Annotated in this window: 15 protein-coding genes; 9 read left to right on the top strand and 6 right to left on the bottom strand. The window is 70.7% G+C overall.

All coding sequences use genetic code 11. The features are described 5' to 3' along the window. Window positions 1–119: 119 nt before the first annotated feature. Window positions 120–389, top strand: coding sequence for a metal-sensitive transcriptional regulator (locus tag ACFQS9_RS07320; RefSeq protein WP_027501746.1), 270 nt, complete (start codon window positions 120–122; stop codon window positions 387–389). A 187-nt stretch (window positions 390–576) separates the two neighbouring features. Further along, complete coding sequence (locus tag ACFQS9_RS07315; protein WP_378402972.1) at window positions 577–1,689, top strand: hypothetical protein; 1,113 nt, start codon at window positions 577–579, stop codon at window positions 1,687–1,689. 22 nt (window positions 1,690–1,711) lie between these two features. Here ACFQS9_RS07315 and ACFQS9_RS07310 read toward each other — a convergent pair whose 3' ends face one another. Further along, window positions 1,712–2,800, bottom strand: coding sequence for a TDT family transporter (locus tag ACFQS9_RS07310; protein ID WP_378402970.1), 1,089 nt, complete (start codon window positions 2,798–2,800; stop codon window positions 1,712–1,714). Between the two features lie 91 nt (window positions 2,801–2,891). Between ACFQS9_RS07310 and ACFQS9_RS07305 the strand changes: the two genes are divergently transcribed. Genes ACFQS9_RS07305 through ACFQS9_RS07295 form a run of 3 tightly spaced genes read left to right on the top strand, consistent with a single transcriptional unit; the run spans window position 2,892 to window position 4,816 of the window. After that, window positions 2,892–3,779 carry a LysR family transcriptional regulator gene (locus tag ACFQS9_RS07305; protein ID WP_378402968.1) on the top strand — a complete coding sequence of 296 codons (888 nt, stop codon included), beginning with the start codon at window positions 2,892–2,894 and terminating at the stop codon, window positions 3,777–3,779. Window positions 3,780–3,787: 8 nt separating this feature from the next. Then, window positions 3,788–4,024, top strand: coding sequence for a DUF167 domain-containing protein (locus ACFQS9_RS07300; RefSeq protein ID WP_378402966.1), 237 nt, complete (start codon window positions 3,788–3,790; stop codon window positions 4,022–4,024). Between the two features lie 3 nt (window positions 4,025–4,027). Then, complete coding sequence (locus ACFQS9_RS07295; protein WP_378402964.1) at window positions 4,028–4,816, top strand: class I SAM-dependent methyltransferase; 789 nt, start codon at window positions 4,028–4,030, stop codon at window positions 4,814–4,816. Here ACFQS9_RS07295 and ACFQS9_RS07290 read toward each other — a convergent pair. Together ACFQS9_RS07290 and ACFQS9_RS07285 are read right to left on the bottom strand one after the other, a co-directional pair. Beyond that, entirely contained in the window at window positions 4,813–5,277 is a 465-nt protein-coding gene (locus tag ACFQS9_RS07290; RefSeq protein ID WP_378402962.1) for a tRNA (cytidine(34)-2'-O)-methyltransferase, read from the bottom strand. The two genes, ACFQS9_RS07295 and ACFQS9_RS07290, sit on opposite strands and share 4 nt — an antisense overlap. Before the next feature lie 41 nt (window positions 5,278–5,318). Continuing rightward, window positions 5,319–5,726 (bottom strand): RidA family protein, encoded by a 408-nt coding sequence (locus tag ACFQS9_RS07285; protein WP_378402960.1) that lies wholly within the window; start codon window positions 5,724–5,726, stop codon window positions 5,319–5,321. A 69-nt stretch (window positions 5,727–5,795) separates the two neighbouring features. Here ACFQS9_RS07285 and ACFQS9_RS07280 point away from each other — a divergent pair, with 69 nt between their 5' ends. Together ACFQS9_RS07280 and ACFQS9_RS07275 are read left to right on the top strand one after the other, a co-directional pair. Continuing rightward, the gene (locus ACFQS9_RS07280; protein WP_378402958.1) at window positions 5,796–6,440 is read left to right on the top strand and encodes a TetR/AcrR family transcriptional regulator; all 645 of its coding nucleotides are present in this window, start codon (window positions 5,796–5,798) and stop codon (window positions 6,438–6,440) included. 126 nt (window positions 6,441–6,566) lie between these two features. After that, window positions 6,567–7,175, top strand: coding sequence for a pentapeptide repeat-containing protein (locus ACFQS9_RS07275; protein WP_378402956.1), 609 nt, complete (start codon window positions 6,567–6,569; stop codon window positions 7,173–7,175). A gap of 16 nt (window positions 7,176–7,191) precedes the next feature. On the opposite strand, the gene ACFQS9_RS07270 is transcribed toward ACFQS9_RS07275, so the two are convergent. After that, the gene (locus ACFQS9_RS07270; RefSeq protein WP_378402954.1) at window positions 7,192–7,713 is read right to left on the bottom strand and encodes a GNAT family N-acetyltransferase; all 522 of its coding nucleotides are present in this window, start codon (window positions 7,711–7,713) and stop codon (window positions 7,192–7,194) included. A 31-nt stretch (window positions 7,714–7,744) separates the two neighbouring features. Between ACFQS9_RS07270 and ACFQS9_RS07265 the strand changes: the two genes are divergently transcribed. After that, window positions 7,745–8,605, top strand: a complete 861-nt coding sequence (locus ACFQS9_RS07265) for a bifunctional methylenetetrahydrofolate dehydrogenase/methenyltetrahydrofolate cyclohydrolase (protein ID WP_378402952.1) — start codon at window positions 7,745–7,747, stop codon at window positions 8,603–8,605. Window positions 8,606–8,613: 8 nt separating this feature from the next. Next, the gene (locus ACFQS9_RS07260) at window positions 8,614–8,925 is read left to right on the top strand and encodes a DUF3017 domain-containing protein (protein ID WP_378402950.1); all 312 of its coding nucleotides are present in this window, start codon (window positions 8,614–8,616) and stop codon (window positions 8,923–8,925) included. Window positions 8,926–8,975: 50 nt separating this feature from the next. On the opposite strand, the gene metX (ACFQS9_RS07255) is transcribed toward ACFQS9_RS07260, so the two are convergent. After that, complete coding sequence (metX, locus tag ACFQS9_RS07255; protein ID WP_417715321.1) at window positions 8,976–10,127, bottom strand: homoserine O-acetyltransferase MetX; 1,152 nt, start codon at window positions 10,125–10,127, stop codon at window positions 8,976–8,978. A 127-nt stretch (window positions 10,128–10,254) separates the two neighbouring features. Next, window positions 10,255–11,433: a homoserine O-acetyltransferase MetX gene (gene metX, locus ACFQS9_RS07250; RefSeq protein ID WP_417715320.1), complete on the bottom strand. Its 1,179-nt coding sequence runs from the start codon at window positions 11,431–11,433 to the stop codon at window positions 10,255–10,257.

The following is an 11,433-nucleotide window of genomic DNA, read 5'->3' as shown; positions in this document are numbered from 1 at the left end:
GTCTCAACACGGCTGACATTAGCATCCGCGCAGGCCAGGGCCGACGCCGCCGGTGGTGATATACCCCGGCGGGTACCATGGCGACGACGGATCCGGATGTGCGAACAGGGAGTGGTGAGATGACGGGTGACGAGGAGAGCATCGCGTTGGTGCTCAACAGGCTGCGCCGCGCGCAGGGTCAGTTGGCGGGCGTCATCTCGATGATCGAGAGCGGCCGCGACTGCAAGGACGTGGTGACCCAGCTCGCCGCGGTCTCGCGTGCGTTGGACCGCGCCGGCTTCAAGATCGTCGCGACCGGCCTGCGCGATTGCCTGTCCGGGACCAATCGCGACAACCAGGAGCCGATGACCGAGGCGGAGCTCGAGAAGCTCTTCCTGGCACTGGCCTGAGCCGGCGGAGTCGATCCACGAACGCCGCGGTCGGCCCCGCGCTCGAGGCGTCGCCTTGGATCGGACCGCTTCGGCAGTGTGTCGCGCGCCCCCACCTGAACGTCGGCATAGCAAGATGTAACCCGGCCGCGCGCTGAATGATTCGGCGCGCGGACGGCGATCTGTTCATACCGAATGAGGTGTTGGCGTGTCCGTGGGAATTGGGCTCAGGGTGGGCAGCATCGTGTCGCACACGGTGATCGCGTCGAACGACGCGGGGACCCCGGACCCGATAGTGATCGTCCGCGACACGGTGTTGCATGTGTGCTCTGACGGGAGCACCGTTCTCGGTGGGGTTGCACAGGACGGTGGCGAGGTGCACACGCTGTCCGGTTTCCTGTCGAGGGTCGGCGACCCCGAGGGGGTCGCGGCCAGCGACGGCACCCGGTATCGGGCGGAGGATGTGGTCGCGACCGCGATCAGCAGCCTGCTGCACGAGTGCGAGCCGCTGCCGAATCACGGTGGGCGCGACGGCGGTACACCGCACGTCGTGGCGACCTATCCGTCCCACTGGGACTCCGAGGCCGTGGCGGGCCTCCGCGAATCGCTCGACTACGGCGGCATGCCGCAGATCGCGCTGGTGTCCGACGCGGAGGCGTCGTGTGCCTGGTTCGAGTCCGAGGTCGCGGAGCAGCCCGGTCAGCTGATCGGGACGTATCACGCCGACGACGCGGGAACGACCGTGAGCCTGGTGCGCTCGGGTGTCCTGGTCGGCCGGTCCTTCCGATTCGCCGCGGGCAGCGGAACGTCGCCGACCGCGCAGCTCTCCACGGCGCTCGGCGCCTTCGGGTGGTTGCCGTCGAACCTCGATGCGGTGGTCGTGACCGGGGACGGCCTGGTGGCGCGGGATGCGGTGGCGTTGAAGGGCGTCGCGGCCGCGCTGGCGGACCGGCTCGGGGTGCACTGTGTGGTCGGTCCGGGGCCGGAGCAGGCCGCCGCGCTGGGCGCGGCGATCCTGGCCGCCGGGTTCCAGACCCCGGCCATGGCGATCAGGCGGATCGGCCTGCCGCCGTCATACGACGTCACCGAGGTGCTCAACGCGGTTCCGGGTTCGGTGCGCGAGGTGACCGACGCCCATGAGCGTTCGAGCCTGCTCACCGCGTCGGCGGTGGGGGCGATCCAGGCCGTATCGGACGTCGACGACGACGCTCTGGACGAGGAGTCCTCGGGTTCGGGGGGCAGGCCGTTGATGCTGGCGGGCGCGCTCGCGCTGATCGCCGCCGTCGCGCTGATCGGCGCGGTGCTGGTGTTCCTGCTCTGACGGCGGTCCGCGCCGGCGGGGCTCAGGGGGTGGGGGTGAGCAGCGCCCTCGTCCACACCCCGTGTGCGGTGCGGGTGGCGACCACGGCCCAGATGCCGAGCAGCAGCGCCAGCAGGGCCACGGAGAACCATTGGACGGCAACGGAATCGGTTGCGATCCCGAGCGCTCCCGCGCCGATCGCGCAGGCGCCGAGCGGGAACGTGAAGCTCCACCAGCTCATCGAGAACCGCAGCCCGCGGCTCACGGCACGGCCGGTGAGCAGACAGGCGTAGCCGAGGACCAGTACGCCCACGCCCGCGACCGCGGTGCCGTAGACCACGCCGAACGCACGCAGCCCGGTCGCCGCACCCGGCCCGACCGCGGTGTCGGAGACCCGGCCGAGCAGGTTCGCGGCGGCGATCGACTGTCCGATCACGCCGAGCGGGATCCAGACTGTCGGGATGGCCTGCACGGCGGGCAGCCCGGTGCGGGCGAGGTGACCAATCACCACCACCATCGTCACGACGGCCGCGGTCAGTGCCATCGCGAACAGGGCGTAGCAGCCGAGCAGCATGGCGAGCCGGGCCTGACCCTCCGGCAGGTGGGGGATGAGCGCGGCCCCGGTGGCGGCGGACACCATCGGCGGCACGACAGGCATCAGCCACACGGGGCTGGGCGCCCCACCCGACAGCATGCGCGGCGGAACGGTGATCGCGGCCGCCACCCCGGCCACGGTGCCGAGCGCCCACAGGATTGCCGCGACCACGATGGCGGACGGGCCGAAGATCTCGGTGCCGACGGCCGCGGTGCCTGCGCCGACGGTCAGCACTGCCATCGGCAGAGCGCCGTAGAAGGGCGCCATCGCGGGGCTGCGGGCGTAGCCCAGCGCCTGTTCCCGATACCGCACCCAGTGGACCGCGAACGCCACGGAGAGCAGCAGCATCGCGGCGGTCGCCAGCACCCAGAATCCCCGCGCGATCGAATCGCGGCCCGGCAGATCCACCGGCAGCGATGCCGCGCCCACCGCGATGATCCCGGTGCCCATCACCACCGCGAACCAGTTCGGCGTCAGGTGCGCCAGCACGGGGCTGCGGCGAGCGGGAGTATCTGCGTCAACGGTGGTGGTGAGCATGAGTAAAGACTGCCGCCCGGACGTCGGCGCCGGTAGACGGCTTGTTCTTGGTCTGTCACAACCGCAGGTTGTGACCGCCTATCCTGGGGGTATGCCGTTGTCCCCTCGCGTCCCCGAACTCGCCGCCCTCGACGTCCTGGTCTCCGTCGCCCGGCTCGGCAGCATGGGGGCCGCCGGGCGCGAACACGGGCTCAGTCAGCAGGCGGTCAGCGCGCGGATCCGCTCGGCCGAACGCCTCCTCGGGATCAGGGTCTTCGACCGCGCGACCACCGGCGTCACCCCGACCTACGAGGGCGGACTGGTGCTGGAGTGGGCGGCGGGCACCCTCGCCGCGGCCGAGGAGCTGGCGTCGGGGATCTCGGCGCTGCGGGGCGAGCGGGAGGCCAACCTGACGGTGGCCGCGAGCATGACCATCGCCGAGTACCTCGTGCCGGGCTGGACGGTGACCATGCGACGCAAGAACCCGACCGTGGTCACCTCGGTTCGGCTGCTGAACTCCACCGACGTCGCGGCCCAGGTGCTGGCGGGGGAGGCGGACCTCGGCTTCGTGGAGGGGCCGGAAGTGCCGACCGGACTGCACTCCCGGGAGGTGGCGCGCGACGAACTGGTGGTGGTCGTCCCGCCGGGGCACCCGTGGGCGGGCGCGGCGCCGATCACCCCGGTCGAGCTCGCCAGGACGCCGCTGATCCAGCGGGAGTTCGGTTCGGGCACCAGGAACACGCTCGAGAACGCCGTGCCGGGGTGCGTGGACCCGCTGCTGGAGCTGACCTCGTGCACCGCGGTCAAGGCCGCTGTGGTCGCGGGCAACGCGCCCGCCGTCGTATCGTCGCTGGCGGTGGCGGCGGACCTGACGGACGGACGGCTGGTGTCCGTGGAGGTGCAGGGGCTCTCGCTGCCGCGCCGGCTGCTCGCGGTGTGGTCCGCCGATCGCGGTCTGCGCGGGCCCGCGCGCGATTTCCTCGACATCGCGGCGGGGTGAGGGTGTCCGTGACCGGATCCCGCATCGTCGCCGCGCAGATCAAGCCGAACAGCAAGAAGGGCCCGTTGGTCGAAACCCTCGAGGACGGCACCCTGCTGCTGTACGTGCGCGCGCCCGCGGTCGAGGGCAAGGCCAACAAGGCGGCCGAGGAGTTGCTCGCCGGACACCTGGGGGTCTCGAAGAGCTCGGTTCGGCTCATATCTGGTCAAACCTCCCGCCACAAGCGCTTCGAGGTGCAGGATTGACCCGTGTCCGAATGGGACGGTGAGGGCTACGCACGGGTCAGCGGGCTGCAGCGAACGCTGGCCGAGGCGTCGCTGTCCGATCTCGAGCTGACCGGTACCGAACGCCTGCTCGACGTCGGGTGCGGCGACGGGTTCATCACGCTCGCCCTGGCCCGGCGGCTGCCGCGGGGGTCGGTGGTCGGCGTCGACGCCTCGGCGGGGATGGTCGACAAGGCCCGGTCCCGGCCGGTGCCGGACGGGGCGACCGCGACGTTCCGCGTCGCGGATGCCTGTGAGTTGCCGTTCGCGGACGAGTTCGACGTCGTGGTCTCCTTCAACGCGCTGCACTGGGTGACCGAGCAGCGTCGGGCGCTGTCCGGCATCGTCCGCGCCGCGCACCCCAGCGCGCGGGTGATCATCCAGATGGTGTGCGCGAGTGCGCGGCCGAGCGTCGAGGCGGTGGCCATGCGGGTGTGCCGGGAGCCCGCATGGGCCGAGTCGTTCGTCGGATTCGAGGCGCCGTTCACCCACCCGGACCCCGCGGGCTATCCGGAGCTGGCCGCCTCGGCCGGCCTCGTCGTGACCGACCTGCGCACCTCGGATCTGGACTGGGACTTCGGGTCCAGGGAGGAGTTCTCCCGTTGGTGCGCCGTGGGTTTCGCGGCCTGGACCGCCCGGCTGGACCCGGGTGGGGCGTCGCGGTTCGTCGACGACGTGGTGCGCGAATACGAGGAGGTCTCGGGCCGTCCCGGGCTGTTCCGGTTCACCCAGATGCGCGTGGCCTGCGCAGTCGCGACGGTGCCGCGTCTCTAGACCCCGCCCGCGAAGCCGTGCTGGCGCCAGGCCTCGTACACGACGACGGCCGCGGCGTTCGAGAGGTTGAGCGAACGCCTGCCCGGGACCATGGGGATCCGCAGCTGCGCGGTGATGTGCGGATCGGCCAGGACCTCCGCGGACAGCCCGGTCGGCTCGGGGCCGAACAGCAGCACGTCGCCGGGCTCGTAGTCGACGTCCGCGAAGGAGGTCTGCCCGTGCGCGGTGAAGGCGTACACCCGCTCGGGTGCCAGCGCGGCCCACGCGGCCTGCAGGTCCTCGTGCACCGTCACCGACGCCAGGTCGTGGTAGTCCAGCCCGGCCCGCCGCAGCTTCGGCTCGGAGAGGTCGAAGCCGAGCGGGCCGACCAGGTGCAGCTCGCACCCGGTCCCCGCGACCAGTCGGATCGCGTTGCCGGTGTTCGGCGGGATGCGGGGCTCGTGGAACATCAGTCTGAACACCGCATCAGCTTGCCACCGCCGGTGGCGGGCCGTTCACAGACCTAGGGGAGTACCGCGGTCGCCTCGACCTCGACGAGCAGGTCGGGTTCCCCCAGCGCCGCGACGCCGAGCAGCGTGATCGGCTTGACCGGGTCGACGCCCAGTTTCTCGGCCGCCCGGGCAACGCCCTCGCCCAACAGCGCCATCTTGTCCGGGGTCCAGTCCACGACATAGATGGTCAGCTTCGCGACGTCGTCGAACGACCCACCGGCCCCGGCGAGTGCCGTACCGATGTTGAGGTAGGCCTGCTCGACCTGGGCGGCGAAGTCCCCGTCGCCGACCGGACGACCATCCGCATCGCGGGCGACCTGACCTGCGAGAAAGACGATTCTCGAGCCGGAGGAGATCGAAAGTTGCCGGTATGCATCGGGTTTCGGCAGTCCTTCGGGATTGAGCACTGTCACCGGCATGTCGCTCTCCTCTGTCTCCTCGGGCACGCTGTCACGGGAAACCATAGCAATGCCATGTATTGTTTCGCCATGGTCAGGACGAAAGATCCGGCGGTGCGTCAGCTGCTGGTCGAACGGGCGGCGCGGATGCTCCGCTCCAGGCAGCCGATCACGCTTCGCTCGCTCGTTGCCGGGACAGGCGTGTCCACGATGGCCGTCTACACCTACTTCGGTGGGATGGACGGCCTGTGGATGGCGGTGCGGCAGGAAGGCTTCACACGGCTCGCGGTCGTCCTCGAGGAGGTGCCGGCGTCCGATGACCCGGTTCGAGACCTGGTTGCGCTCGGGGCGGCGTACGTGGCGAATGCCCTGGCGAACCCCGACCTCTATCGGGTCATGTTCGACGACACCATCGCGCTCGAAGACGCCGCGGCTGCGGACGAAACCCTGAATCATCTGGTCGATGGTGTGGAACGAGCACAGCGCGCCGGGCGTTTCCGCGACGACGTCGTCGCCCAGGAGCTCGCCACCCAGTGCTGGGTCATCGGCCATGGACTGTCCTCGCTCGTCGCCACCGGACCCCTGCCGCGCGGGGCGCTCGAGCACGGCGCACACATGCTGACAGCACTACTGGTCGGCGCGGGCGACGAGCCCGGACTGTGTGAACGGTCCGTGACGCGCGGATGGGGCCTCGCCGGACCGACGGTCTCGGGAACAGCGGGTGCCGCCGGCTGAGCGGGAGTCCCCGGGTGCGTCTGACACCTCCCGCGTGATCGGGCGCGCCGAGTAGCAGACCGGGTGCCCATGGCACTCGGCCACCGGAGGGCCGACCCGTCGGTGGGTGGGTGCAGGATTGACCACATGGCACCGGATCACCCCGAGGAATTCGTCGGCGAGGACTTTTCCGACGCGCGACTGCCGCGCCAGAGTTGGCAGGATCGGCACTACACCGGATGCAACTTCCGGGATGCGGACCTAAGTGAGTTGCGCACGGAACGCGTCGTGTTCACGGACTGCGATTTCACCGGCGCCGACCTGTCGGGTTCGCATCACACCGTGACCGCGTTCCGTTCCTGCACGTTCACCCGGACGCGGCTCTGGCACAGCGTGTTCCGCGGTTCCAGCCTGCTCGGGTCCAACTTCGAGGACTGCCGGATCCGGCCGATCCAGTTCGATGAGGTGGACTTCACGCTCGCCTCCCTCGGCAAGGCAGACCTGCGCGGGGTCGACCTCACCGACTGCCGCCTGCGCGAGGCCAATCTCGTCGATGCGGACCTGCGCCAGGCGGTGCTGCAGTCCGTGGATCTGTTCGGCGCCAGGACCAGCGGCCTCCGGCTCGAGGGGGCGGACCTGCGCGGTGCGCACGCCGATGCCGCGCTGTGGACCAGCGCCAAGCTGGCCGGGGCGAAGATCGAGATGACGCAGGCGATCGCGATGGCCGCCGCACACGGGTTGGTCGTCGAACCGTGACGGGCGGGGGCCTGCCTCAGCGCACGAACTCCCGCGCGAGCAGGTCCATCAGCAGCCCGTCGTCCCAGGCGCCGTCCTTGTTCATCTCGTACTCCCGCATCACCCCGACATCCTTGAAGCCCACCTTCCGGTAGCAGGCGATCGCGGGGGTGTTGGCGAGCTTCGGGTCGATGACCAGCCGGTGGAACCGGTGATCGTCGATCAGGTGCGCGCACAGCACCCGGACCACCTCGGTACCGAGTCCCCGTCCCTGAGTCTCCGACGAGAGGAACAGGTCGAGGCCGGCGTGCCGGTAGTCGGGGTCCGGTTCCTGGTACCACTGGGCGAACCCGACGATCTGGTCGCCCTCCATCACCGTGTACTTGACCGTGTCCTGCTCCTCGGCCTCGGGCCAGTCGTCGTCCGGGACCTGCCACCATCTGCACACCTCGGGCTGCCGGTGGATCTCGCGCAGCCGGTCTCGGTGTTCGGGGCGAACGGGGGTGAGCAGGACCCGCGGGCCTGCCAGTTCGGGCGGAACTTCAGGAGTCGGTGCCATGTTCTCAGTCTTACCTGAAACAATGGCGGCCGTGACTGCGACGATCCTGGATGGCAAGGCAACCCGCGACGAGATCTTCATCGACCTCAAAGCCCGAGTGGACGCGCTCAGGGCCAGGGGCATCACGCCCGGTCTCGGCACCGTCCTGGTCGGGGACGACCCCGGATCGGCCTCCTATGTGCGCGGCAAGCACAACGACTGCGCGAAGGTCGGCATCACCTCGATCCGGCGTGACCTGCCCGCCGACATCACCCAGGCCGAGCTCGAGGCCACCATCGACGAGCTCAACGCCAACCCCGACTGCACCGGATACATCGTGCAGCTGCCGTTGCCCAAGCACCTCGACGAGAACGCCGCGCTCGAGCGCATCGACCCCGACAAGGACGCGGACGGTCTGCACCCGGTCAACCTGGGCAGGCTCGTGCTCGGCAAGGAGGCGACGCTGCCGTGTACCCCGCGCGGTGTCGTGCACCTGCTGCGGCGATACGACGTTCCGATCGACGGCGCCCGCGTCACCGTGGTCGGTCGCGGTGTGACCATCGGCCGCCCGATCGGCTTGCTGCTGACCCGCCGCAGCGAGAACGCCACGGTCACGCTCTGCCACACGGGTACCAAGGACCTCGCCGCCGAGGTGAGTCGGGCCGACATCGTGGTCGCCGCCGCCGGCGTCGCGGGCCTGATCACCGCGGACATGGTCAAGCCGGGGGCGGCCGTGATCGACGTGGGCGTCAGCCGCACAGCGGACGGCCTGCGCGGCGACGTCGACGACAGCGTCCGCGAGGTCGCGGGCTTCATCTCGCCGAACCCGGGCGGCGTGGGTCCGCTGACGCGAGCCTTCCTGTTGAGCAACGTCGTGGAGCGTGCAGAGCAGCTCGCGGCCGGCTCCGCGTAGGCCGCTCGATGACCACGCGGACGTCCGCCGAGCCTGCGAACCGCTGGGTGCGCTTCGCCCGCAAGAACCTGCCGCTGCTGGCCGTCTCCGCGGTGGTCCTCGTCGCCGTGGTCTTCGTGCTGGCCGATCGATGGCGGCGCGGCGCCTTCGTCTTCGGTCTGGCGACGCTCCTGGCCGCCGGGTTCCGGCTGTGCCTGCCCGCCGAGCGGGTCGGGCTGCTGGCGGTCCGCGGCCAGCGGTTCGACGTGGCGGCGCTGGCCGCGGTGGGTGGCGCGATCGTGTGGCTGGCGGTCTCGATCGACCCCCTCGGCACCGACTGAGCCGCTCTCGACGAGTCGGTGCCGCCGCCGTCACGACGGCGGCACCGGCGTCACACTGTCGCGGTGCTCGCGCGGGTGGCCCTGGCCAGCGTCAAGGTCTCATCGACCAGCGAGGCGACCCAGTCGACCTCGGTGAGGAAGCCGTCGTGCCCGGCGTCGGACCGCACCACCCGCAGGCCGTCGCAGCCCGGTAGCAGCTCCGCCATCTCCTGGAGGTGGCGGAGCGGCATGATCCGGTCCGAGTCGATGGCGCCGACGACCACCGGGACCGGGGTCGATGACAGGGCGGCCGCGATCCCGCCGCGGCCGTGCCCGACGTCGAACCGGCAGGCAGCCTCGCTGAGCACCACGTAGGTGCCGGGGTCGAAGACCTCCACCAGCTTGTCCGCGCAGTACTCGAGGTAGCTCTGCACCGCGAACCGCCCGCCCCCCGAGAGATCCTCGCCGTTCTGCATGCTGTTCTGGAACTGGTTGTCCAGGGCGGCCTCGCCGCGGTACGACAGGTGCGCGAACCGGCGGGCGATGCTCAACCCGGTGCCGGGGCTCCGGCCGGTGCCGTGGTAGTCGCCGCCCTGCCAGTTCGGATCCGCGGTGATGGCGTCGATCTGGGTGGTCTGGCCGCCGATCTGATCCGCGGTCGAGCGCGGGCCGACCGCCAGCGCCAGGGCCGAACCGACCCGGTCGGGGTGGCCGACCGTCCATTCGAGGACGCGCATGCCACCCATCGAACCGCCCACGACGGAGGCGAATCGCGCGATCCCCAGCGCGTCGGCCACCGCGACCTCCGCCTCGACCTGGTCGCGGACGGAGATCAGGGGGAAGCGGGAGCCCCAGGGCTTTCCGTCCGGGGCGGGCGAGCTCGGTCCGGTCGTGCCGTTGCAGCCGCCGAGCACATTCGTGGCCAGCACGCACCATTCATCGGTGTCGAGAGGCATACCCGGGCCGACCATGCCCTTCCACCAGCCGGGGGAGACATGCTCGTCGTCGGCCGGACCGGTGACATGTGAGTCGCCGGTGAACGCGTGCTCGACGAGCACGATGTTGTCCATCTCCGGGCTCGGCGTGCCCCAGCACTGCAGGGCGACGGTGACGTCCGGCAGCACGCCGCCGCCCTCCAACCGCAGCGAGCCGATGCTGATCTCGGTCAGACGCCCGTCCGTCGGCGGAAACGCGACGACGCCGCGAGCGGCCGGCCCCGCGATGACAGCCCCGACGGTGGCGTCGGTCGGGAGCTGCTCGACGGGGGTGCTGGGGTTGATCGCTGATGAAAGCACGGCGCCGATGTTATCGAGCGAGCGTCCAGTAGGAGGGCGATCTAGAAATCTCGCGCTACCCGGATTCGGGTTGCCCGACGGCGGCCCCGAAGCGGTCGATTCGGGCCAAATCCAGTGTCTCGCGGAGTAGTTTGGTGACCCATTTCGACTCGGTGAGAAAGCCGTCGTGTCCGTCCGCGGACCGCACCACGCGCAGGCCGTCGCAGCCAGGCAGGTGGTTCGCGACCTCTTCGAGTTGGCGCATCGGGAACAACCGGTCGGAGTCGATTCCGCCGACGATCACCGGGACCGGGGTCGACGCCAACGCGGCCGCGACCCCGCCGCGTCCGCGGCCGACGTCGTGCCGGTTGATGGCGTCGGTGAGAACCACGTAGGTGCCGGGATCGAAGCGGGCCACCAGCTTGTCGGCCTGGTACTCGAGATAGCTCTGGACCGCGTAGCGGCCGCCGCGCCACGGGTCCTCGCCCGGCTGCGGCGCGTTCCCGAAGTTGTCGTCCAGGCCCACCTCGGCTCGATAGGACAGGTGGGCGATCCGGCGGGCGATGCGCAGCCCGTTGTCCGGCGAGCTGCCGGTGCCGTGGTAGTCGCCGCCCTGCCAGTTCGGGTCGCCGGTGATCGCGGCGATCTGGGTGCTCTGGGCGCCGATCTGGTCCGCGCTCGCGCAGGCGCCGACCGCCAGGACCAGGGCCGAGCCGACCCGGTCGGGGTGGCCGACCGTCCATTCGAGGGTTCGCATGCCACCCATCGAGCCGCCGACGACGGAGGCGAATCGCGCGATCCCCAGCGCGTCGGCCAGCGCGACCTCGGCCTCGACCTGATCGCGGACGGAGATGGCGGGAAAGCGTGATCCCCATGGCCTGCCGTCCGGGGCGGTCGAGCTCGGGCCGGTGGTGCCGCGGCAGCCGCCGAGCACGTTGGTGGCCAGCACACACCATTCGTCGGTGTCGATGGGGGAGCCGGGGCCGACCATGCCGTTCCACCAGCCGGGGGTCACGTGTTCGTCGTCGGCGGGGCCGGTGACGTGGGAATCGCCGGTGAGGGCGTGCTCGACGAGCACGATGTTGTCCAACTCCGGAGTGGGGGTGCCCCAGCACTGGACGGCCAGGGTGACGTCCGGCAGCACCTCGCCGCTCTCCAGCAGGAGCGAGCCGATCGGGACATGGATCAGGGATCCGTCGGTCGGGGGAAACGCCTCGACCGCCCTGGCGGGGGTGGGGAGTGGAAGTGTCGAGAT

This window comes from Rhodococcus daqingensis (assembly GCF_042665615.1).
Classification (GTDB): Bacteria; Actinomycetota; Actinomycetes; order Mycobacteriales; family Mycobacteriaceae; genus Rhodococcus_G; species Rhodococcus_G daqingensis.
This window is presented reverse-complemented; position numbering and strand designations above follow the sequence as displayed.